Source organism: Paenibacillus sp. EB106-05-06-XG162, from assembly GCF_058791655.1.
Map to the genome: position 1 here is coordinate 60,719 of NZ_JBYTDT010000013.1, position 21,925 is coordinate 82,643.

The following is a 21,925-nucleotide window of genomic DNA, read 5'->3' on the forward strand; positions in this document are numbered from 1 at the left end:
GAGTCCGGTGGTAGGTAGGGCCCAGCAACGCGCCGATCTTTGTTGCGTGCCCGTTGATGATCTGCAGAATACAGCCCGGTGCGGACCGTTTGATTGCCGCTGCAGCACGCATGTTTATAAATAATATTCTGGATGTGGATCGTCACAGAAACTCTCGAGTTCTATGCTATAATTAGGAAATATTGTGAGAGCTGAAAGGGGATACAGTTTTGCTAGATGATTTCTTACTAGAGTTACTTAAGAAACCGGTTAATGAACGAGAAAAATATTTAAATATATTTACAAGTGTTATGAAGGATCCCGAATTACATAGAATGACCGCTAAAATAGATTCAATAACGGATGATCCAAATACTCCCGCCTACACGAAAGAGGACACATTGAAGCGAATCGACCGTTATGTAGACTCAGCAAAAACACACTCGAGAGTTGACAAAGGTGTCTATTCACCGCCGCTGGATACATTTCAATTGATTCTAGTGAACTTTGCAGGATTAGGTTCCGAGTGGGATGACCTTCATTACGCAATTGTTTGGGATACTCAACGTAAAAGGGATCATGTTACTATCATTCCTACTACGAGTTTTAAGGCGGAATCTACAGTGGAATCAGGGACACAATTTAATATTGGCCGAGTTGGTTTCCAGAAAGAAGAAACTGTTGCTCTAATGAATCAAATGACAACGATAAGCCGCAAGAGAATAATAAAGTATAGACATTATAATTCGAAGAAAAAGAAGCTTGATTTCCTTAAGTTATCTACACCGCAGCAGGAGAGAATTAAGGATGGCTTCAGAATATTTGGGTTACTTGAACAAACACTTTTTGAAATTCATATTCTAAACAACTATCCTGATACGTTGCCTGAGTTGGAATTTCCTGATATACAATATGGACACTTAAATTTGCCTTACATTCTGATAAATAGTGATAAGGAGTTACTGACCTACAAAATTTACGGCGATGAACAGGAGTATAAGATTTTCCGGAAGCCATATCAGCAAGGAATAAATAGAGTGAATCTGTTAAAACGGTGGTCTGAGGCGAAAGCGGTGATTGATCCCAAAACAGGAGATGTGAAAAAAACTAGGGATGCTGTTCGCAAAGATGCATATTCTGCTATTCAAGCGGCGATACTTGCTGATATTCCTGCGGAAACAATTTCAGGAGAAAAGTAAGAAAACAAAAGATCTTTTGTTTGACTATAAACAACACCTGTGCTATATTGAATATGTAATATGAAACATTGCCCGTGAGTGGGCCGTTGATTTTTGCAGTTATGCCCGTGAGTGGGCCGAATAAAGAAACCTCCTATTCTTCTGAATAGGAGGTTTTCTTATTTATCCATGTCTACTGCGAAGTAACCCATCGTCGATCCACACTTTGGACATATTTTAGTAGCAGTCAAGTTTAGAGTGTCTGCAGCTGCATCAGCTGAATCTTTTGACAAAGCATCTAATACTTTTGTCATTTCCGCATTTGTACAACCATGCTCATCGCAGCAAGATACAACAATATATTTCCCCATTAATGTAACCTTCCTTTATCTTCACATATAGAACTATCATTTCTAATTTTTTTATAAGATATTCAAAATTTATAAGGGATAGTACTTTTCAAAAAAATCTGATATATTTAGATTGTTATTCTTTTTTATGCTCAATTATTTGAGCCCGTGGTCAAGTTATTTTGTTCTATTTGAACAAGTAGTTAACCACGTCACGCGTATAAAGGAAGATAGTTTTGCAATAATGACCAAGTTGAAGGACTTTATGTCTTTTGGCTTGGTCTTTTTTTGTTTCTACACATGTATGAAGACTAAATTGGTGGAGGTTGTTGTAAATGATTAAGACAAAGAAAATGCATGAGGGTGTATGGTTGGTTTGGGATACGAAGACTCATGTAACAGCTGAGGTTGTTCGTACAGGGAGTACGGGTTACTAGCGTTAAGTTTACCTGCACGGTACCGGGTCGATGCAGCTGGGAAGACAATTGATTCACTGATATCACCTTTCGCTACGGCTAAAGGAGTGGCAGCACAATATGTGCGTGAAAGTTCAGCCGCTCTGGAAAAAAAGGAGATCTAGTTATCGAAACTTAGGAGGGTTATGCATGTATATCTTGAAAGAAATTGATTGGTCTCAAATAAGAGAAGAGCTACTACAGAAAGAATATGAGGAAGATTTGATAAGATTAAACACAGCTTATGAAAAGGCTAAAGCTGAAGGGGACAGAGTACGAATGGCAAGAATTCAAGATGCTATTAATGATTTATAGCAGACTCGTGTCTCAAATGATGAATTGAAATTGGATGGAAACTGATCATGGGGATAGCACAATATTATTATTTCTGATATACTATTGGTGTTATTATTTTTTATGCTCAACTTCTTGAGCCCGTGGTCAAGTATTTTGTTCTATTGAACATTTAGATAACCACGTCATACGTATGTATGTAGGAAGAGCAAATTTTGCGATAACGACCAAGTTGAAGGACTCTATGTCTTTTGGCTTGGTCTTTTTTGTTATCAAGAAAGTTGTAAGCTACATTTATGAGGTGTCGTTATCGATCAAATTGGACCGAAAAGAGTCTTGCTAGCAAGCAGCTCTTTCGGTCCTTTTTTATTTTCTGAAGAACTACAATCTAATTAATGGAGGAATTTATCATGATGACAGTATTGGATGGAATGATTCATTTTGTAGGGATCTCATCATTTTTAACAATGGTTTTCTTGTTTATTAAATGGAACTGGTTCCCTAAAACAGAGAAATTCGTCGTTTACCTGGATGACTTGGGAAATGAATGGATTCAAGAAGGAGGAGTGATGGTAAGATGGCAAGAATAGCATCGGAATCTAAAGCTGGGTACTATGCGACTCCGCCGGAAGAATTATCACTTCTATGCCAAAAACTCCGTATAGATCCAAACGATACCTCCACGCTCATAAGGATAATCGATCCGTGCTGCGGTAAAGGAGAAGCACTGCAACAGATTGCTAATGCGATCATGGGTCAAGGTGCTATGGTGAAGACTTACGGGGTAGAATTAGAAGAAACACGTTACATCGAGGCAGCAAAGAGCTTAGATTATGTGATACAAGATGGGATGGAGCAATTGCGGACGCAGCCGGTGTTTGCATTACACTGGCTGAATCCACCCTATGCAGATGGATTTTCAGAACGCACGGAGCTAACCTTCTTACGGAGATTATCTTCGGTCAAGGCAGGCGTCTTACAAAAAGACGGCCTGCTTTTGTTTTGTATCCCGCAGTATGTAGTCAAAGCATGTGCCGGTGTCTTGAGTGGACGGTTCAGGGATTTTCGAATTTACCGATTTACAGATCGGAACTACGACGTATTCAAACAAGTTCTTGTCATTTGTAAATTTGGTAAGGGCGGAAAAAGTAAAGAAGATTATGCGATGTTGCGTGCTGTTGGAGATGGGGATAAGGATATGCTTCCGACTCTAGAAGAGATTGAGGAAGATGTTCTGGTTCCTGTCGTTGAGTCCGAAGAGCCATATTATCGTGCTGGAAAGTTAAATATGAATGAGTTGCAAGCAGATCTTCAGACAAGTAGTGCATTCATTGAATTTGAGAAGCGAATAGGTAACGCCGGTAATGAATTGGTAATGAAACGTCCTATGTTACCTCTAAAGCCAACACATATGGGGGTTGCAATAGCTGCAGGAGCCGTAGGTGGAAACCTTGGTCATATAGTTAGTGGGATAACGAAGAAGCTCGTAGAAGAAACACCTGTATTCAATGAAGAGGGCCTGCAAACAGGAATCACGACATCATACTATTATAAGTCAATCGTTCGTGTCTTTAATGAAAACGGCGTTTTTGATTTGCAATAGAACGTAGGAAGAAGCGGGTATCCCGCTTCTTTTTTAATTATTAGGAGGAATTGATAATGCAAACTATTGAGGACAACATGAATTATATTAAGATGACTGATTCTGATCGCCATTTCACGCTGCCGCTACACTGTTTGGTTTACGATGGACAGGAAAAGCGAAATCGCAGCATAGTTTATGCATCCTATGTTGGTATACCTGAAGCTGTCAACGCGATGAGTGCCGGCATTATAGAGGGAAGAACAGTCTATATTGGCCGGGATAGCTATGAGCGACAATACGATGGCTTTAAACGGATTCAACGCCCGATCGGGATGGGGGATGTAGCTCATGGGATGGTATACAACAGCAAATTATCATTGGAGGGCCTGGTTGATAAAGACGAAAACCTCGCGTATTTGTGTGCCCCTGATGGAAATATAGAGGAAGTACTTTCAGAGCACTTGATTAAACGTTTTGGTTTCCCTAGGGAATGGAAAAGCGAGTATCCGCGGATCTTTGAGAAACATTTACGGAGCTTGGAGATCATCCGGAACCCTAGCTTTACTATGTGGGAAAGCATTGATTTCAAAGCGCTAGAATGCAGCGAAGAACAAGCGTTACAACTCATTCAAGAAGCATTGATTACGAAGCAGCTTACAATACCAGAAAGCGATATACAGGGTGTTTTCGATCCGAATATGGACTTGAAAGAGTACATGGTAAAAAACGCGGAATTCTTAGCGAAAAAACTTGAAGAAATGGATCCTCGTCATGCATTTGATCGCGGTGTTGACCCTTCGATTGCGAGTATGGGACGTATTCCTTTTCCGATGCAAGCACATACGATTCAAGCGATTGTGAATACGCTTGATGAAGAAAAGGTGTTTTGTGCAGCAGATATGGGATGTGGGAAATCGATTATTTCTTGTGGAGTGGCACATGTCATGAACGAACAACGTAAGCGTGTCGCTAAGAAGCACGGTTTAAGTGTCTTATTGTCTGCGCCAGGAATTACGCTAGCTAAATGGAAAGAGAAGGAGATCAAACAGACTTTACCTTATGCAAAGGTTGAAATCATTCGCAACACGACAGATGCACTGCAATTTTATCAAAAGATAAAGAATGGTCATCGTCCAAAAGCGGGTGAAGTGGAGTTTACACTCATTGGTTTAGATCGAGCGAAGCTGGAAAATGAAAAAATATTCTCAGGCATTTGGAAAAGAGAAAAGGGTAAGGTGGCCAATGCTTGGCACTGTCCGGATTGCGGAGAGCCACTCCTTATGAAAAATGAAGCAGGCGATCTGGTATCTGCTGACTGGGAAGCAGCTGCAGAGGGCTTTGCTCCAACTGAGGATGTGTTATTCCTTGCACGTATGAACAATGAATTGCGTAAAAATGGCGTACCGAATGGGGTTAAATATAAAAGAATTAACCGAATTTTGAAGTGCAATGCCCATTTAATACGGGAAGGAAACGAGGAGGAGATAGATTCACCGGTAAGACGTTGTGAAAGTGTTTTATGGCGTCCAGCGGTGAAAAATCGTGGTGAGTGTAGACAGAAGCCGAGGATCTATATAGCGAACCTTTTCAAGAAATTGAATAAGTATTTCGATTTGTTAGTTCAGGATGAGGTGCACCAGACAAAATCAGATGGATCCGGTCGCGGAGATGCCTTTGCTAAACTTGTTGCTTCAGCAAAGCGCGTATTAATGCTTACGGGTACATTAACCAACGGCAAATCAACGTCAATCAAGGAGATTCTATGGCGTACTGATGCTCGATCATTGCTTGAAGCGGGTATTAGTAATGATACCGGAACAACTGAATGGGCGATGAGGTACGGGAAGCTAGAGAAGACTGTGAAAGTTGGAGGCAGCGGAGAAGAAGGTGTAGTAACGAGTCGAAAGCGTAAAGGTGAGCAGATTAGAGAATCATCGGGGATTGCACCACAACTCACATCTCAATTCTTGCTTCACAAAAGCGTCTTTATGGAACTGCCGGACTTAGGCTTGCCGATCATTCCGTTAAAAGAATACCCTACTTTCATAGACATGGATCCGGAGCATTTTCAGCAGTATAGTTCTTTCCATACCCGGTTATATGATGCATGTTCTATTGCATCGCATGCCGGTGCTTCAGGGGTCTGGTCACGGTTTAATCCAGCAACCCTGATGTACGCAGATCGCCCAGAACTAGATGCGAATATCCACATCGGGGAAGAGCTGATACACGCGCCGGCTCTTAGTATAGGGAACCATGCCAAAGAAAGATGGTTAATTGAGACCGTTCAACAAGAACTATCCGAGGGAAGACGTGTGACGATATTCAATAATTTCACTGGGACCTACGAAATGAATGAACATATTCAGAATGTATTGGCGAAAGTAGGGATAAGGTGCGAGATTCTAGATGAGCCTAATACCGAATTACGCCAAGTGAGATTGAATGAGCTGGAAGAACAAAAGATTCCTGTCATCATAACGAATATGAAGCTGGTAGAAGTCGGTCTAGACATGATGTACTGGCCGACAATCATTTTCTATCAATTAAGCTATGAGATCGCTACTATACGTCAAAGCTCCAGACGTGCGTGGAGAATTGGGCAGGAGCGGGAATGTCGTGTTTACTATCCTGTATACAACGGTACTCAGCAAATGAAACAATTCCTTCATATCATGCATGCCCGTGGCCATTCGTTGATGGTAGAAGGGCGTTTGGATAAGAGTGAATTAGCGCAATTCTCACGGGATTCACAATCCGCGCTGGCGAGTGATTTGGCCAGCTGCTTTGCAACCAGCGACGTCGCTGATACTTGGAAGGTTTTAGCGGATAAGGAACTTGAAGGTGTTGAAATGGTTGAAGAGTCCGAATTCAAAGCCGTATTAAAACAAAGAATGCAGGCTCTTGTGCAGGAGACTTTTAGATTGTGTGGAGTGGATCCTGCGGATTATCAAAAACAGCAAGAGACTGAAGTTATTGTTGAAGATGCGATTATTGTGAATGAAATGAGCGAGGATGAAGTGTTTAACTCCTTATTTACGGAAGAAAAGATGGAACAAATATTTCCGAATATCACCATCAAAAGACAACGTGAGGAGAAGGATCGGAATTCTGAACAACTTAGTATGGATGAGCTGTTTGAAATTGTATCGATCAGTGAAATCAAAAATACTAAGAAAAAACGATCAAAACGTATTCATGAAGATCAGCTTTGTTGGAATTTTGGATGATGATTAAATTACATAAATTAGAAATGGGGATGAGGATTTTGGAAAAGGAAAAACAGCTATCCTTCGATTATACTGTCTACCTCAATAAGAAGATCTTAACAAAGAATTATGGGGAAGTGGAAGTGGATGAAGCGTGTATGCGATACAGATCATCCCTTGATAGGGTATTTGTTTATTGGATTGAAGAGGCAGAGACGATCGCGCTACCAATTACAGAATTTTTGGATGAGATCATTGAGGTCAAATAGTACTCACTAAAACGTGAAAGCCAGCTGATAGACATATCGGCTGGCTTTCTGTCTTTCATTACTAGGACCGGAGGAGTTTTTATGGCAGATATCATTGACTTTGTGAAGGCAGCTGAAGTTAGGAGTATCAATAGAACTGAATCGGAACAATTCGAAAGGCTCCGATCACATTTTCTTGATATTATAGCTGACCTGGATCAATCAGAAATTATAGAACTTATTGAAGCGATTCGAAGCAATGACAAGAATAAATATTACTCCATCACTGTGCCACTTATCTCACACAGAGTAATCAGAGAATTTAATCGCTTAGAGAAGATTGAAGAGAACTGAAAAAAATAATTCATGAGAGGATGGTAAGAATTTTGAAAAAAGAAGGGAAGTCAATCAACTGGAGTAAAAAAAAGAGGATACGTGGAGGGTACGGGTATTCAAGAACTATAATATCTGGGTTAGTCTGCATTGTCTATTATTGTATTCTAATTATTTTAAGTTTTCTAACTACAAATGGACTAGCTACTTTGCTTACACTTTATGATAAATTTTTGAATATCAAAGTTGAAATATGGATTCGATCTTTAGGTTGGTTACCTCTATTAATATTAGTAGGGTTCGTTGTTAGTATGTTAGAACGAAAAAAATATCTTGTACGTTCTTTGAGAGAGTCAGAGTATCAACTTTATATGGGTAGAAATCTTATTCACTATACCGACCAATTGTCCGAGGAAGATATAGAGAAGTATGAGAAAACAGGTGAGGTGCATTTAATTTCAAATGGGAGTGCTCGATCAAATTATTCCATGAAATTAGAAGATCGAGAGGCTGGATTTGTATGGTTCCATATCTCAGACAGTCCGGGAAGTAAGGAGCCAGGGTTTGATTCATTTTGGTATTCTCATGCTACTGAGTCGACACCTCGATTATACAAGGTGATTATTCCAATAAATCGATTTAGTCAGGACATGATTCAAATCCGGCCTATTGATGGAGCAGTGGTGATTAGAGGGGATATTATTGGACCAGCCCAAATTGATACTAAGTTCCCATGGTACAATGAAAAACTATATTTGCGGAAGACATTGCGTACGTTTTCATTCTTTGGAACCCTATCCGTGATATATTTAGCCTATTTACAAACGCGAGGAAAATGGATTGATCAAAAACGAAGACTTGTTCGTGGTAAATAAGCTGATTCAATTGAATGACCAAACTAAAACGCTCGACTTCGAAGTTGAAAATTGCTATAATGAAATGAATTATTTCCTTATGCTCAACTTTTGAGCCAGTCGTCAAGTATAAGCCCTATTGGGTTGAATCGAACTATGCTAAGAATCTCTATTTTAGCAGAAGGACATTCTCCCAATAGGGCTTTTTTGCGTTTTAGGAGATTTAGAAATGTATGAAGTAAAAATTTGAGAAGCGGGAGGAAACGATATGAATTGCATTTTTATATCGTATACGGTATAATGAAGACGGAAATTGAGTTTATCAAAGATCCGGAAACAGGCAGACAGCAGGTCCTTGATTTAGTTCGTCAAATCGCGGAAGCAGGAAGACAACAAACTGATAAGCTACAGATGTACAAGTTCATTATCAGAGGTATGGATTTTTTAAAAAGATACGGCTTACAGCATGCCTTTAAGCAGTATTTTCAAACGAATCGAGAAGATGGTCGCCCTTATACGATTAAGCTCGTTAAGGAGCTCAAGAATCACGTTCCCTTGCTTGAATTTCGTGTTAATTGGGAAGGTTCTGGTGCTTTTAGAGCCGTCTTTTTCGAATTTGAGCACAATGGTTTTCAAATCCTATGCTTTACTCGGGCGATCGTTAAGGAGAGTACTTATGACTTGGGTTTTGAAGACATTGTTAAAGAGACAGAAGCAATCTACTTAGATTTTTTAGCTTCCCCTGAGAAGTACATTAATTTATCGGGAGTTGAAGAACATGACTAAAAAATTAGGACAAGATTTTAATGAATTAATGGAAGAGGCACGAGGTATTCCTGAAGTCAGAGAATACCTCGATAGCTTTTCAGTAGTCATTGGGAATATTGTGGTTGCACGTCGAATGCAAATGAACTTAACTCAAGCAGAGTTAGCTGATCGAGCGCATACGACCCAAGCACGTATATCACAGATCGAAAGTGCTACAGGGAATATCCGCCAGGATGTATTGAACCGGGTATTTCAAGTCCTTCAATTAGCAAGTCTTGAAGCACATTTTTTTGATGAAGAAGCAGCTGCACGCGCATGAGTTTGCAGTTAAATGAAACTTAAGGAAGACTCCAATTCACATCTCAGGATGTTGAATCAGGGGTCTTTTTGCATGTAGGAGGGAATTCGATGGAGTTTCATCAGATTTGTTCAGAGTTATCCAGAAGAGCGGTTGATATTGCTCAGGCAAGAAAGAAGAATGGTTTTCTCTATTTAACCAATCAACTTTTTTATTCAGGTTTGGTTAGGTTTGGCGATCTAGATTTTACTAAGTTCTCCGCAGATCTTGCAGAGCAATTTCGTGAGGAAGTCTATCATTATCAATCTGATGAATATGAGGAAAATGATGACATCAATGAAGGTAATGTCATCGTTGAATATAACAGAGCATATGCACTGTTAGTCACAATGAGAGAGGTAAAGTCCTCTAAAAAAAGGAGGTTCATTTAATGCGTCATGTATTCTTGACGGTCGATACTTTAATGCAATATGTCGAACTATCCGATATTTTTGCTGCATTGGCGAAGTTACATGAGTTAGGGTACGAAGTACCCAAAGACCTCATCATTCAACACTCCGGGCCAACGGATATTTTTGAATTGATATTCGAGGTAAAGGTAGAGCATGTTGATAATCAATTGGTAGTCCCATTTGACCTGGGTACTGATGAGTTTGATTTTTCAGAGATTGGATGTTCTCCATTCTTCGAAAATACACTTGAAATATCGTATGAGGAGCAAAAAATCACATTTTGCATAGATGATGTGGGATGTGGTTTTGCTATATCTGAAATTATCGAAGATCTAATTGAGTTGAAATTACAGCTAGATGATTGGAAGGAGAAACAAAACGATGAAGCTACGAATTGAAATCATGAATGAAAAGGAATTAGCATCCTTACAGACCATACAGGGGGATGTTGTCATTAAGCAGAGTTATATCAGTATGACAGATTTAGCTTTGTCATTGGTGAAAATTCTAGATGATCATCTTCTTATTGATAGACTACTAATTGATCTGGAGCCAGAAGAACTGCTGGAGAGATTAATGACTCATGCGAATTATGTAGATTTCGATACTGAAGATTTCTTTGACTGTATGTTGAAAAAAATAGCTGAAGAATATGGACAACAAAACCTTGGATTAAAGTTGTTCCGATCAGTCGCCAGTTCATTTGATCTTACATCATTGTCCTACGCTGAATCGTTAGAAATTGTGAGAGGCGTACAATCAAGTGTGAATTCCTGGACGAAAACGGAACATAAAATGGAGCTTGAAGAGATGCTTATTGTATTGATTGAAAAAATCAATATATATGCAGAAGATAAAGGACATTATCCGAAGCTGTTAACTGCATTGTTGGAGAATGCTCTTCACAAAAATCAACAAGATGAAATCGATGAGACATTTCGAATTCTAAGTATGGGGATAAGGAGAAGCACATTAGTTCAAGTGGCTGCGCCTGTCTTGGAAGACTACCCGATAACGTCGCCAATACTGCCAAGGAATTGTATTTATTACCAAGAGAAAGGCAAATCAAAACGTGTAGCGATCGAAGTCGAAAAGGGTATGTATGATATACCTTTTGAAGACGTGAAGCCGCTTGTGTTTGAGCAAGTAGGTCACCCGAAGCTCATATTTGTTTTTGATTTAAATGATAAAGGGCGAGTATCGGCAAAGGTATGGGCAATCAAGGATACTTTTGTCAAGGGAACTTCGAAGACGTACCACTTTCCTTTCTCAAATGTATATAAAGACGGGAAAATATGTTGGCCGGCATTGGGACACGAAAAGTACGATAACATCCGGCAAATGGAATCGATGCCTTATCAGTTCTTAGGGGCGCCGAAAAATTTTCATTTGTATGACTCGGATTATACCGGGATTGATCTTCGCGGTGTCCTTACGATGTTCTCTGGAAAAGAATTTGATGATGATATGTTAGAAGATACTGGATTAACTTTGGAAGAATGGCTTACATCATAAACTAAATTAGCTAAAGGGAGGGAGCCCTCTTATCAGATCTAAAGGGCTTTCCCTTTATCTGATATGGGCAAATGATTATGACTAAAGTACAGATAATGAAGGTTAAACGCCAATACGAAGCGATGAAAGCTCTTAAAGAGCGGACGGTCATTGGGAAAATTACGCTGAAGTAATATCAAATATACTATTGGAGGAATGATGATATGAGTATGGAACTTTTTGAGCAAATGGGATTATTTAGTGATGCAGAGGTTGTTATAAGGTCAGGCAAAAATGATAAAAAGACCATCTCAACTTCGAAAGCTGAAGAGAAAGTCAAAGTAAATAAGCCGGTTTCAATTCCATCAAAAACAAAGTTAGACCCTAAGACAACCGAAGTTGATTTAGATTTTACAATTAGCTATTCGACAAGGTTATTTTTGGTCTCGGATCTGATAGATGAGGTTCCTGAAAGTGGGAAGGTTACATTAGAGCAGCTACGTGAAGTGTTGGCCCGTGAATACTATGAGTTTACAGAATCACGTACACGATGGGAAGCAGATATGGACCTGAAACGTCTATACGTCAATAGTGTAATGGAGAAAATGGGGATGGGGGTACAATCACCTTTCCGTTCTTTTCATTGGGATATTGATGAAATTGACCAGTCTGTTAAACCTTTTCAAGTTGTTGCTTCTAGGACAGGCCAATTGATGGAGATTCGGAAGAATAGTTTCTTACAAGTAACAACACCGGTCGAGGAGCTGAAAGAACTTAAACCTTTACAAGAAGGAATACAGTTTCTATTGAAACCAATACCGATTGAGCTTTTAAAACAGATACTGAATTTCTTTAGAATTTATTCTAGAGGAAAGCTGGAAGTATTAGCTTATATTGTATGGGACAAGAGTACGGATAACTATGAATGTTTTATCCCTAGGCAACAAGTGAAATGGGATGAGGTAATATCGATTGTTGAGCCTGGAGAGTTAGATGGGAAAGAAATTGTATTTGTCATCCATTCGCATCATCAAATGGATGCATACTTTTCTCCAGTGGACGATGAGAATGATCAAGCACTGCGATTCTATGGAGTAGCCGGTTGTTTTCATTATCCAGTTCCTGAGATTCGTCTGCGGGCTGGATTTAATGGTAAACGATATCCGGTGAAGTTCAGTGACTTGTTTTCGGATAGTCCTTCAGCATTAGCTGGATATGAGAAGGTAAGCTTCGATTTTGAGTGGCTTAGACGCATAGATTACAAATAAGAGGAAAGGAAGTTGTCAATACGGCAACTTCCTTTTTTAACAAAGGAGAGGTATTCAATGATTAAGTTATCAGAAACAGGTAAAAAGCTGTACTTGCAGTTCTGCATAATCGGAGCTGGAGCGAATGGAAGTCATTTTTATCGCAGCCTATGCCAAGATCTCGCAACTTATAGGAATGGAACACATGATTCGAGGTTCTTTTTTCAACATATTATGTTAATTGATGGAGACACGGTTGAGAAGAAAAATTTATCGAATCAACTATATGATGAAGAGGATGTTTATGTTCGAACGAAGAAAGTTCATTCTTTAGCTGAACGTTATGGGGAGCATTACGGTGTAACAACGTATTCGTACCCAGATTATATTAAAGATGCAGTTCAGCTTAAAGACTTAATTATTATTCCAAACGACTATAATAAAGAGTCCGTCTTGTTTGTGCCAATTATCATTGGAATGTTAGACAATAATAAAACGAGAAGGATCCTACATGAATTATTTGTTGAGGATACGTTTAAAGATCTTATTTACATGGATCTTGGTGTTGAAGGTGTAAGTGCTGATGGGAATGCCGAATCGTCTGGTTTTGGCGGACAATGTGTAATTGGTTTGAAAGTGAACAATTTTACTGTTCTTGATCCGGTAGGAACTGTGTTTCCAAATGTGTTCGAAGAGGATGGAATTCCTATGCCTGGTTGTGGAGTCGTTATTCAATCGAACCCTCAACGAGTGGCAACAAATAAGTTTGCTGCTCAAATTGCTAATAATGCTATCAATAATATTCTGTACAATGGGTCAATTCCATTTCATGTAGTTAACTTTGATGCTAGGGTTTGCGGGAGTAAGCCTGAATTTATTTCAAAAGAGCAGCTAGCTCGATTCAATTATGCACTCGGAGAGGATGGTTCACATGAATGATATGGCTACATGGCTAAAAACAGGTATGAAGGTAGAGGTTGTAAGGCTTGAAAAAAACCGTTTTGGGCAAACAGCTATTATAAGGATAAACGGAAAGCTGATGACTGTACCTCGAAGTGAAATAATGTTGCCCCATGACGAGCAACTTATTGCACAGCTCCAAGAAACATTATCATTGAAAAATCCGTCGTCCGATCCACGCTATTTCCAAGCAGTTCGCGGTTTATTAAAATCAGGTGTTTCATTCGCTTCTTTCTTAGGGAGTCGAAAACAAGTAGCAGAATTCACATTATTTTAATTGATGGAACCGAAATAATTTGTTATAATACACTATGTAAATTATTATCTTGCTCTGTCGAAATTAATCGAATGTGAGCTTATTGGTCAAGACTTAAACCCTATTGGGTTGAGAAATCTCTGTTTCTATACAGATATTCTCTTCCTGATAGGGTTTTTTTGCGTGTCCAAATCATCCAAGGAGGAGAATAAAAATGATTTCAGTATTGTTAGGATGTTTATCAATTGTTTTAGGACTCTTATATTGCAGAGAAAGAAGTAACAGGTCACATTCGGATGGGTTGTTGATTGGTCACACGATCCGCGTGAACAATCTCGAAGATGAGATAAGGTGCATGGAAGAATCAATGATTGCTTTGAAACAGGTTAACAGAGATCTTATGACAGAAATGAAAGATCTGAAGCAAAGAAGTAATGCTATTTCTATTACCAGTGAACCTTTGAAAGATGTCCCTATTGATTCTCGAACCATTTCTTTCTTGTCCAAGCTACGCGCGAAAAATATGAGATTTATAAACGAGGAACAGAATGCAACACAAATGGACGTAGATATGGATATTGAGACACCAACTATATCTAAGCAAAAAGTCCCTGGTTTTCATTTCTGGGATGCAGAGATCATCAAAAAGTATGATGATTCTTTAGTATCACTGTCTGGCGAAGGGTTAACGCGGACTGTAGGGCATGAAAAATTCGTTGAAATGCAAGAAGGGCAAAGGGTTTTGTGCCAAATTAATATTTCATCTGATTCGACAATTAAGTTATTACGAGTTTGGGAAGCGGTAGTACCACAAGCTCTTTGAATCGATATTTCTGGAAAGGGGATAGGATATAGTTCCTATCTCCAAACAAAAAAATGGGACAATGTTCCTTGACATCCATTATTTTATTCACTATATTATACATAGAAAATATATCATATTTATCAACCTATGAATAAATATGATTTTTTTGATATACATAAATCTTTAATCATGACAGGGGATGATGAATTAATGGAAACAAGTTTAATTCAAGATGTGAGGAATTTAGTGCGTGAAGGTATACAACGATGCTGTCCTCAAATCACAAGTGTAAAGAAAAATGGACAATTTATTCTTCATTTCAATCCAAAATCGAGACACCCGCATTTTGAATACATTGTAAATGAACAGTACGACGAAGAAGTGCAAGTTAAAAAGAAGTCTCAGATCGATCAGAATAACTTAGAAAACATCCTTGAAATGGTTGAATACAAGCTGCACAGCACAAATATTGTTGGCGGAAAAATTGAGTTTCACTTGTCTGGCGGGACGATTAAGAATATTACCGAACATGGACGTATCTTGTTTGTAGATATTTGCCAAAGGGACGACTATAGATGAAACTAGCTGATGATATGAAGAAGATTGATTTTGGAGATGATCTACTTCCCAAATTGCCAAGCGGTTCTGAAACGGAAGATTGGATGTTTTCAGTCTTAGGTTATCTCCAACAGTACGGTGTTTTCTTTTGCGTCATTATCTGCTTAATGTGTTTAATATTTAATCGGATATCAAAAGCAAGAAAAAATCCACAGATGATGCGAGTATGGGCTTTTTTTGCTTGGGGGATGTTATTTCTCACAGTAATATTCGTAGTTCTTCCATACATTATTATCTGGTTTTATGAAGGTGGTTAAGACCATGGCAATTGTACTTCCTTTTAAGCGTAAAGAAACGAGAAAAAAGAAGGCTTACCTGAGTGATATTTTTCCAAATGAAGAAGTGAAACAATATCATGGATACTTACTTAGTTCGAACCATTGGGTAGATACATATAAAAGTGATTCCATATATTACGGATATCCCAATATGGAGCCATGTTCACCTCCTTTGAAAGAAATGGTTTGGTACGTAAACGATAAAGAAAATTATGGTGTTTGGGTGTTGAATTATAGTGATCTTGCTATTGAAGAGAATACAGACTTGGAATGGGGTTGGAGTCCATTTATTCGGAAGTCAACGGCCCCAATACATGAGCCATATTACTTGGGAAATTCAGAATCTCGTCAGTATGTGACATGGGTTGTCGATACCGAGGGTTTCGGCCAATATGGATTGGTCCGTCCTAATGGTGAAGTGTTTGTCCCATACCCACGTCCAGCTGAATGGATTAATCACAATATATAATTTATATTTGCGGCACCGATATGGTTGTCGCTTTTCTTTTAAGGAGGGTTTTAAAAGGTGCTGCAAGCGCGATTGGCGGATCAAAGTTTAATTTACTCTCTAGAATATGATGAGAATATTCATGGCACTGAGCTGTATTGTATGGATCCCGATTGTGGGGCATTGGTAATTTACTTGGCAGGTAACGAAAACATAATAGCTCATTTTAAGACTACAGGTGGGGAGACATCAAAGCATGGCCAGAGTTGTATGTTCTTCAAAAGTATGGGCGTTTCTGAGTTGGTAGAGAAAATTCGCGTAATTCAAGAGAAGGATAAAGACAGCTTTAAACAAGAATTACGATTTAACCTAAATTCAATGGATCCGGAGCGCGAGAAAAAGAACGTCGAAAGAAATTCAAACCCGAAAAGCCCGATAGAGCCCAAAATCAAGGAAAGTAAGTCAACGACTAAACCTATTCAGTCTCTTGCAGGAGTGGTTAGTTTACTTTCGCAGAATTCCCCAGATATTTTAACTACTATATATGCTAGGGTCGGGGGAGGAATTGTGTTGCCTCTGTCCGCTTTGATACACGAAAGTTATCAAGTTCACGATTTACTATGGGAAGGGGAGCTTAATCCCGAGATTGGATACTTTATTATCGGAACAGTAGATAAAATCTGGAAGAATGAAAAAGTAAAGTATATAAAGCTCCATAGTGATTCAGGAGATGTTAGTGCTGTGTTATTTCAAAGGTACTTTAAGTATTTTACATACTCTGATTCAGAGCTTATTGATAAGAAGGTAATTCTTTATGGAATGTTGCGAAAAAATGAATATCAAGATCGTAAACGAACAGATATTTTAATCAAGAGTGATGACTATCTAATCGTATTAGAGTAAAGGGATAGGGGAAGGCAGTGACGGGCAATGAAAGAATATTTTGAAACTTGGAGTATTAATGTTATTATCCTTTTAGAAATGAAGAATGATGCAGTAGAAATTGCAAGCCAGGTCATTGCTATTGAATTAGAGCGTTTGAAAGTTGCAGATGAAATAGTAATCAATTTTTTGGACGATAAATACGTTCTCGAGTACCGGGGGGAACTATGGGTCGGGTCGGCGGAAGATATTATAGCAAAAACATCTAAAATTTCCGGAACACTATTGCCTGTGGAACTATGGGGACAAATAGTGGCTAGTTAAATAATTGTGAACCAATATTGTTCCAATTATCATATTAGCAACTAAGTCATGCGGATCATTCTGCGTGGCTTTTTTTGGGTTTAGGACATTGCTGCTCAGAAATTAGTTTTAATATCCGAGAAGTCGTCAGTTTCGGGTCTTTTTGTATGAGCTCAATTGCACACATACGGTAAGCACTACAAATGAGGCCGTATGGCTGTGGTACGGAAGGGTTGCTTAGGACCGTATAAGTCGCCTAGCAGGCGACGGGCGCCAATGCGATCTTCGTATTGATTGTCTACTGGAGCAGACAGTCACAACTACCGGCATAAATCGGCAGCCGATATTCATGATCAGGCAGGTAAATGTGAGATATATCGAATTATTAGTAAAGACTACAGCTAGACATGTAGATTCGTAATGAACAAGAGATTGTTGCGGTTTGAAAAACAGCAGCATCAAAACCAAGAACTTGAGTTAAAGCGAATTCTCGAGCTTTAAGAATTATGGATTAAATATTTCCGGATGAACATAGTAATAGTTTGGTGACTGAGGATACGATCTAAGAAACAAGGGGAGATGTAGAAAGACAGACTCGATGAAATCAAACAACGAATTTATAGAGAAATTGATACTTCCTTCACAGATCAAAATTTTTAAAAAAATTAACGCTTTTATTGAGAAATTTTAAGAGTAATAAAATAGCGTTTGGAGTAGAACTCAATATTTGTGTTTTTTGTAAATAAAAGAATTTTATTGTATTTATTTGTTAAATGTGATATTTTATTGTTGGACGTCCATCCAGATATTTACAAATAATGAAAGGGTGAAGTATTAAATGAAAAAGAAATTTTTTGTTTTTTCAATGGCTATCATGATGCTAGCGGCATCAGCAACAGCATATGCTGCGTCTGGAACCAAATCATTCGTTGCTAAATATGGGTCATATGAAGTGCAAGGCGCATTATTTCCTGTTAATCCTCCATGGACAAATCCGTATGCGGAAGCACAGACGATGCTTAGTGCACCACTTTTCTATGTAAAGTCTACAGTACAGGTTATTAACAGTGATGGTACGACACAATCATCATCAGGCGAAGAATCAAATTCCGATCGTGCATTTTCAGGGAATATTTCAGCTAACACTTATTCTAGCTCTGGTGTGAAGTTTAAGGGCTATCATTATGTCTCAGATTCCAACGTTGGAGGCACATTTAACAGGACTACTGACTATACTTATTAATATTCTTGAAGCAACTCATATCAAGGTGATATGAGTTGCTTCAATTTAATGGTGAAAATATGAGAAAACTACTAATGAACATAACGTGTGTATTTATATTGTTAGTCATTGCTGTTGTAACCTACTATTGTGTTACATATATTATTAAAAGTAATACAGTTAGTACTAGGTCTTTGGATGACGATTTTGGATATGGTTTATATTTGTATGATGATTTAAATGATGTTCATAACAACTATGTTATAGAGGTTGAAGATAGTAATATAAAAAAATACTTGAAATTTATAAATAATGCAAAGGACAGTAAATTTTCACTAGCTATATATTTGGATTATGAACAAATTCCATTTTTGGTTGACGGAGAGATGTTAAAGAACTACACTTTCGAACTAGAAAAATATAAAAACAAAAATATACCAATAGAAATAGAGAATAAATATTTTCAAATGAAGAATAGCCAGTTAACCTTTTCGATAATCGCGGGAGAAAATACATATGCTAAAGATCTCGAAAACTCATCTAGTTTCTATGGGATATCATCAAGGTATAATATAAGAGCTACAAAAGAAAATAAAAAAGATTCAAAAAGTGCAAGAATAGATAATGATCTACAGTATTTTAAAGCTGATTTCAATGGAATATTGATAAATCAGGATGAAAGTGAAATGTTACATACAGCTCTACCGCCACTAGAAATTCGAGTGAAAAAAGAACAGAAGATCCCTTTAATAATTAGGGCAGGTGGCAATAGTGAAGTCAACGATTATCTTGCTTGGTTAACGTTAGGTATGAAACAAATAAAAATCAATAATAATGAGAAGTTTATTAATTTTTCTGCGCCAAAATCACAATTAATTTATAAAAAAATATATATTACGGCACCTAGTAAAAGCGGGAATTATGAAGTCATTGGTTATTTAGTTTCAAATCCGTGGAAATCTCTTGATGATGGATTTCCGAAACCTATTGGAATAGATAATTCCTACAGGTTTACATTACACGTGGAGTGAGTATATTGACGATTATAAGAGCGATACATAGAGCTAATAAGTTCAACATAACAATCCTATATATTGGTTTCATAGTCTCAATCATAATTTTATCGACTGGTATTTCAATTGTACAAGAATCCGAAGAGTCTCAAATGAGAACAACATCAGGTGATCCTGGTGATATTTCAATATTCCGAATTACTCCTAACAAAGTCAATTCCAACTCTTTCAAATATTCAACACTTGATTCCATTTTATTGAATTTTAAAGACTATACGGAAATGCAAATTGGATTTGAAGGTGGGAGAATTAATAATAAAAATGAGTCGACAATAGTCGGAGTTCTTTACTCAAAAAAACCTAAATGGCAACCTCCATTAATTTGGGGTAAACATTTTGAAATAAGTGAAACTAGATCAAGCGCTAAAATCGCTATTGTAGGGAAAAACATCAAACAATATCTCGAGAAGATAAATAATAACTATAATCTTCTGATGAATAATGAAAAATTCACTGTCATTGGTATTATTGGTGATGGGACAAAGAGTACACAATGGGATGATTTTGTATACGTACCACTAAGGTCAATCCCAAATGATTTGAAAAACACAAAACAAGAGTATTTTAATATTAATTTAAAGAATGAAGATGCTAATTTGGATGAGTCAGTTAAGCTGCTTCAGAGCGATTTAGAAAATAAAATTGCAGATAGCATTGTAGAATCTAAAAAAATCGAGAATATATCTTCTGGTGAGAAAAATAATTCTTTAATAACAACAGGAGTTGTTTCGGCAATAATACTTATTATTTCATGTATTAATGTTGTTAACTTGTCTCTTTTTTGGGTGCTTGATCGAAGAAAGGAATTTGGGATTAGAAAAGCAGTAGGAGCTACTAATGAGAGGGTTGCACTTCAAATAATTAGTGAATTATTATTTATTGCCATAACTGCTGTTATTTTGGCACTCATTATTCAGTTCTGTATCATTCGACCTATAATTAATAATTATTTTCACTTAGATCTGTATATTTCATACACCAATATCTTTCTTTCTAGTATAACTATCATATTTTCTTCTTTAATATCTTCAATTATACCTGTAAATGCTTCATTAAAAATTGAACCAGTAGATGCAATAAGAAAATAAACCTGGGGGGTGAACTAAATATATACTTTACTCTTTAGAAGTATTATTAGAGCGGGTAGAATACAGACAATTTTAATTATTACGCAATTTGTGATTGGATTTTCTTGCTTTCTAATCGGGATTAGTTTGTTAAGTGGAACTAATTCATATTCTAAAGAAGCATTAACAATAAATAACAAAAATACAATTCGTATTTTTTTTGATAATTTCACTAATGATTTCACTACTGAATTTCTTAATAAGTACTATAACGGTTTGAAAACAAACTCGTTAGTTTCAGGAATAGGTACATTTTATCAACAAAAATTACAAATAACCAAAGATGATAACATGACACATAAGGAGGATATTACTGCATTATTTTTAGATTCAAATATCTTTGAGAATATTGATAGTAACCTAATAAAAGGGGAAATGATCAACTTTCAAACTATAAATACTAGTAACGAGGTTCCTATTCTTATTACGGAGAACTTAGAGGGCAAGTATCCTATTGGAACTTATATTGAAACGCAAGTTCCTGATTATAAAAATATGAGAATGAAAAATAAAATTTTTGTTGTAAAAGGAGTAATATCTAAGGACATAAAACTATGGAAAGGTAATTCTACTACAATCAATAACTCGATATTAAGAAATGAATTTGTGATAATTTCTCCAATGATTAATGAATTTGAAAGTGGGCAGCCACTACTAACTAGGCTATCAATGAATCTATTTGTGAACCTTAAAGATACGAGTAGTTATTTGGATTTTAAAATGTATGTCAGTGGATTATTATCAAAAAATAATCTTAAAGGTTCTGTATGGACATTGGAAGAACAAATTATTGAATTGCAGAAATTAAGTAGAACAATTATTATTTTTACTCTTAGTTTATCAGCTCTTTTATTTACTCTCTCAGTATTAGGAATGATGGGTATAATGCTTGCTTCGATTGTGAGAAGAAGATATGAATTTGGTATTAGATATATGATTGGGGCTACGCCGACTTCTCTAATAATGATGTTATTTATTGAAGTGGTAATACTTGTGCTCATATCAGCTGTAATAGGTACTTGTATAGCAAGTTTAATTCTAAATCAAAGCTATAAAAATATTCCATATTTGATTGGTTATAGTAGTATACTATATACAATACTAATATCACTATTGATCGCATTTGTCGGGAGTCTAATTCCTATATTTAAATTTTCAAGACAGCAACCGATAAATTTAATTCGAGAGCGGTGAAAATTAATTGACTGA

The 21,925-nt window shown here is 37.3% G+C and carries 27 protein-coding genes; 26 read left to right on the plus strand and 1 reads right to left on the minus strand.

The window, feature by feature from the left end; all coding sequences use genetic code 11:
- Window positions 1-209 precede the first annotated feature (209 nt).
- Entirely contained in the window at window positions 210-1,178 is a 969-nt protein-coding gene (locus AC3WU2_RS22780) for a hypothetical protein (protein WP_492457287.1), read from the plus strand.
- A 158-nt stretch (window positions 1,179-1,336) separates the two neighbouring features.
- Here the strand turns inward: AC3WU2_RS22780 and AC3WU2_RS22785 are convergent, their stop codons facing one another.
- On the minus strand, window positions 1,337-1,528 hold the full coding sequence (locus AC3WU2_RS22785; protein WP_492457288.1) for a hypothetical protein: 192 nt from the start codon (window positions 1,526-1,528) through the stop codon (window positions 1,337-1,339).
- Window positions 1,529-2,112: 584 nt separating this feature from the next.
- Between AC3WU2_RS22785 and AC3WU2_RS22790 the strand changes: the two genes are divergently transcribed.
- From AC3WU2_RS22790 to AC3WU2_RS22910, 25 genes are all read left to right on the plus strand, one after another.
- The gene (locus tag AC3WU2_RS22790; protein ID WP_492457289.1) at window positions 2,113-2,277 is read left to right on the plus strand and encodes a hypothetical protein; all 165 of its coding nucleotides are present in this window, start codon (window positions 2,113-2,115) and stop codon (window positions 2,275-2,277) included.
- Window positions 2,278-2,666: 389 nt separating this feature from the next.
- Window positions 2,667-2,846: a hypothetical protein gene (locus tag AC3WU2_RS22795; RefSeq protein WP_492457290.1), complete on the plus strand. Its 180-nt coding sequence runs from the start codon at window positions 2,667-2,669 to the stop codon at window positions 2,844-2,846.
- Complete coding sequence (locus AC3WU2_RS22800; protein WP_492457291.1) at window positions 2,834-3,859, plus strand: DUF6094 domain-containing protein; 1,026 nt, start codon at window positions 2,834-2,836, stop codon at window positions 3,857-3,859. The genes AC3WU2_RS22795 and AC3WU2_RS22800 overlap by 13 nt, the downstream gene beginning before the upstream one ends.
- Window positions 3,860-3,915: 56 nt before the next feature.
- Window positions 3,916-7,071, plus strand: coding sequence for a helicase-related protein (locus tag AC3WU2_RS22805; protein WP_492457292.1), 3,156 nt, complete (start codon window positions 3,916-3,918; stop codon window positions 7,069-7,071).
- A gap of 38 nt (window positions 7,072-7,109) precedes the next feature.
- Entirely contained in the window at window positions 7,110-7,319 is a 210-nt protein-coding gene (locus AC3WU2_RS22810; RefSeq protein WP_492457293.1) for a hypothetical protein, read from the plus strand.
- 81 nt (window positions 7,320-7,400) lie between these two features.
- Window positions 7,401-7,652: a hypothetical protein gene (locus AC3WU2_RS22815; RefSeq protein WP_492457294.1), complete on the plus strand. Its 252-nt coding sequence runs from the start codon at window positions 7,401-7,403 to the stop codon at window positions 7,650-7,652.
- Between the two features lie 32 nt (window positions 7,653-7,684).
- Entirely contained in the window at window positions 7,685-8,506 is an 822-nt protein-coding gene (locus tag AC3WU2_RS22820; protein ID WP_492457295.1) for a hypothetical protein, read from the plus strand.
- 252 nt (window positions 8,507-8,758) lie between these two features.
- Window positions 8,759-9,271, plus strand: coding sequence for a hypothetical protein (locus tag AC3WU2_RS22825; RefSeq protein WP_492457296.1), 513 nt, complete (start codon window positions 8,759-8,761; stop codon window positions 9,269-9,271).
- The gene (locus AC3WU2_RS22830; protein ID WP_492457297.1) at window positions 9,264-9,572 is read left to right on the plus strand and encodes a helix-turn-helix domain-containing protein; all 309 of its coding nucleotides are present in this window, start codon (window positions 9,264-9,266) and stop codon (window positions 9,570-9,572) included. The genes AC3WU2_RS22825 and AC3WU2_RS22830 overlap by 8 nt, the downstream gene beginning before the upstream one ends.
- An 89-nt stretch (window positions 9,573-9,661) precedes the next feature.
- Entirely contained in the window at window positions 9,662-9,982 is a 321-nt protein-coding gene (locus AC3WU2_RS22835; protein WP_492457298.1) for a hypothetical protein, read from the plus strand.
- On the plus strand, window positions 9,982-10,401 hold the full coding sequence (locus AC3WU2_RS22840) for a hypothetical protein (protein ID WP_492457299.1): 420 nt from the start codon (window positions 9,982-9,984) through the stop codon (window positions 10,399-10,401). Before AC3WU2_RS22835 ends, AC3WU2_RS22840 begins: the two co-directional genes overlap by 1 nt.
- A complete protein-coding gene (locus tag AC3WU2_RS22845) occupies window positions 10,385-11,518 on the plus strand; it encodes a hypothetical protein (protein WP_492457300.1) in 1,134 nt (377 codons plus the stop codon). The genes AC3WU2_RS22840 and AC3WU2_RS22845 overlap by 17 nt, the downstream gene beginning before the upstream one ends.
- Before the next feature lie 203 nt (window positions 11,519-11,721).
- Window positions 11,722-12,765, plus strand: coding sequence for a hypothetical protein (locus tag AC3WU2_RS22850; RefSeq protein ID WP_492457301.1), 1,044 nt, complete (start codon window positions 11,722-11,724; stop codon window positions 12,763-12,765).
- 57 nt (window positions 12,766-12,822) lie between these two features.
- Window positions 12,823-13,683 carry a ThiF family adenylyltransferase gene (locus tag AC3WU2_RS22855; RefSeq protein WP_492457302.1) on the plus strand — a complete coding sequence of 287 codons (861 nt, stop codon included), beginning with the start codon at window positions 12,823-12,825 and terminating at the stop codon, window positions 13,681-13,683.
- Window positions 13,676-13,981, plus strand: coding sequence for a hypothetical protein (locus tag AC3WU2_RS22860; RefSeq protein WP_492457303.1), 306 nt, complete (start codon window positions 13,676-13,678; stop codon window positions 13,979-13,981). The genes AC3WU2_RS22855 and AC3WU2_RS22860 overlap by 8 nt, the downstream gene beginning before the upstream one ends.
- Before the next feature lie 193 nt (window positions 13,982-14,174).
- Window positions 14,175-14,783, plus strand: coding sequence for a hypothetical protein (locus tag AC3WU2_RS22865; protein WP_492457304.1), 609 nt, complete (start codon window positions 14,175-14,177; stop codon window positions 14,781-14,783).
- A 192-nt stretch (window positions 14,784-14,975) separates the two neighbouring features.
- The gene (locus AC3WU2_RS22870; protein ID WP_492457305.1) at window positions 14,976-15,344 is read left to right on the plus strand and encodes a hypothetical protein; all 369 of its coding nucleotides are present in this window, start codon (window positions 14,976-14,978) and stop codon (window positions 15,342-15,344) included.
- Complete coding sequence (locus AC3WU2_RS22875) at window positions 15,341-15,640, plus strand: hypothetical protein (RefSeq protein ID WP_492457306.1); 300 nt, start codon at window positions 15,341-15,343, stop codon at window positions 15,638-15,640. The genes AC3WU2_RS22870 and AC3WU2_RS22875 overlap by 4 nt, the downstream gene beginning before the upstream one ends.
- A gap of 4 nt (window positions 15,641-15,644) precedes the next feature.
- Complete coding sequence (locus AC3WU2_RS22880) at window positions 15,645-16,130, plus strand: hypothetical protein (RefSeq protein ID WP_492457307.1); 486 nt, start codon at window positions 15,645-15,647, stop codon at window positions 16,128-16,130.
- Between the two features lie 57 nt (window positions 16,131-16,187).
- Window positions 16,188-17,012, plus strand: a complete 825-nt coding sequence (locus AC3WU2_RS22885) for a hypothetical protein (protein WP_492457308.1) — start codon at window positions 16,188-16,190, stop codon at window positions 17,010-17,012.
- 27 nt (window positions 17,013-17,039) lie between these two features.
- On the plus strand, window positions 17,040-17,315 hold the full coding sequence (locus AC3WU2_RS22890; RefSeq protein WP_492457309.1) for a hypothetical protein: 276 nt from the start codon (window positions 17,040-17,042) through the stop codon (window positions 17,313-17,315).
- Between the two features lie 817 nt (window positions 17,316-18,132).
- The gene (locus tag AC3WU2_RS22895; protein WP_492457310.1) at window positions 18,133-18,537 is read left to right on the plus strand and encodes a hypothetical protein; all 405 of its coding nucleotides are present in this window, start codon (window positions 18,133-18,135) and stop codon (window positions 18,535-18,537) included.
- A 35-nt stretch (window positions 18,538-18,572) separates the two neighbouring features.
- Complete coding sequence (locus tag AC3WU2_RS22900; protein WP_492457311.1) at window positions 18,573-19,547, plus strand: hypothetical protein; 975 nt, start codon at window positions 18,573-18,575, stop codon at window positions 19,545-19,547.
- Window positions 19,544-20,677 (plus strand): ABC transporter permease, encoded by a 1,134-nt coding sequence (locus tag AC3WU2_RS22905; RefSeq protein ID WP_492457312.1) that lies wholly within the window; start codon window positions 19,544-19,546, stop codon window positions 20,675-20,677. The genes AC3WU2_RS22900 and AC3WU2_RS22905 overlap by 4 nt, the downstream gene beginning before the upstream one ends.
- A 126-nt stretch (window positions 20,678-20,803) precedes the next feature.
- Window positions 20,804-21,910 (plus strand): ABC transporter permease, encoded by a 1,107-nt coding sequence (locus tag AC3WU2_RS22910; RefSeq protein ID WP_492457313.1) that lies wholly within the window; start codon window positions 20,804-20,806, stop codon window positions 21,908-21,910.
- Window positions 21,911-21,925 lie beyond the last annotated feature (15 nt).

Bases quoted from the DNA above. Each gene is read 5' to 3' on its own strand.
- AC3WU2_RS22890 (WP_492457309.1), top strand. From the start codon at position 17,040: ATGAAAGAATATTTTGAAACTTGGAGTATTAATGTTATTATCCTTTTA.
- AC3WU2_RS22850 (WP_492457301.1), top strand. From the start codon at position 11,722: ATGAGTATGGAACTTTTTGAGCAAATGGGATTATTTAGTGATGCAGAG.
- AC3WU2_RS22865 (WP_492457304.1), top strand. From the start codon at position 14,175: ATGATTTCAGTATTGTTAGGATGTTTATCAATTGTTTTAGGACTCTTA.
- AC3WU2_RS22815 (WP_492457294.1), top strand. From the start codon at position 7,401: ATGGCAGATATCATTGACTTTGTGAAGGCAGCTGAAGTTAGGAGTATC.
- AC3WU2_RS22785 (WP_492457288.1), bottom strand. From the start codon at position 1,528: ATGGGGAAATATATTGTTGTATCTTGCTGCGATGAGCATGGTTGTACA.
- AC3WU2_RS22835 (WP_492457298.1), top strand. From the start codon at position 9,662: ATGGAGTTTCATCAGATTTGTTCAGAGTTATCCAGAAGAGCGGTTGAT.
- AC3WU2_RS22880 (WP_492457307.1), top strand. From the start codon at position 15,645: ATGGCAATTGTACTTCCTTTTAAGCGTAAAGAAACGAGAAAAAAGAAG.
- AC3WU2_RS22895 (WP_492457310.1), top strand. From the start codon at position 18,133: ATGAAAAAGAAATTTTTTGTTTTTTCAATGGCTATCATGATGCTAGCG.
- AC3WU2_RS22840 (WP_492457299.1), top strand. From the start codon at position 9,982: ATGCGTCATGTATTCTTGACGGTCGATACTTTAATGCAATATGTCGAA.
- AC3WU2_RS22860 (WP_492457303.1), top strand. From the start codon at position 13,676: ATGAATGATATGGCTACATGGCTAAAAACAGGTATGAAGGTAGAGGTT.
- AC3WU2_RS22790 (WP_492457289.1), top strand. From the start codon at position 2,113: ATGTATATCTTGAAAGAAATTGATTGGTCTCAAATAAGAGAAGAGCTA.
- AC3WU2_RS22875 (WP_492457306.1), top strand. From the start codon at position 15,341: ATGAAACTAGCTGATGATATGAAGAAGATTGATTTTGGAGATGATCTA.
- AC3WU2_RS22870 (WP_492457305.1), top strand. From the start codon at position 14,976: ATGGAAACAAGTTTAATTCAAGATGTGAGGAATTTAGTGCGTGAAGGT.
- AC3WU2_RS22855 (WP_492457302.1), top strand. From the start codon at position 12,823: ATGATTAAGTTATCAGAAACAGGTAAAAAGCTGTACTTGCAGTTCTGC.
- AC3WU2_RS22795 (WP_492457290.1), top strand. From the start codon at position 2,667: ATGATGACAGTATTGGATGGAATGATTCATTTTGTAGGGATCTCATCA.
- AC3WU2_RS22830 (WP_492457297.1), top strand. From the start codon at position 9,264: ATGACTAAAAAATTAGGACAAGATTTTAATGAATTAATGGAAGAGGCA.
- AC3WU2_RS22805 (WP_492457292.1), top strand. From the start codon at position 3,916: ATGCAAACTATTGAGGACAACATGAATTATATTAAGATGACTGATTCT.
- AC3WU2_RS22800 (WP_492457291.1), top strand. From the start codon at position 2,834: ATGGCAAGAATAGCATCGGAATCTAAAGCTGGGTACTATGCGACTCCG.
- AC3WU2_RS22845 (WP_492457300.1), top strand. From the start codon at position 10,385: ATGAAGCTACGAATTGAAATCATGAATGAAAAGGAATTAGCATCCTTA.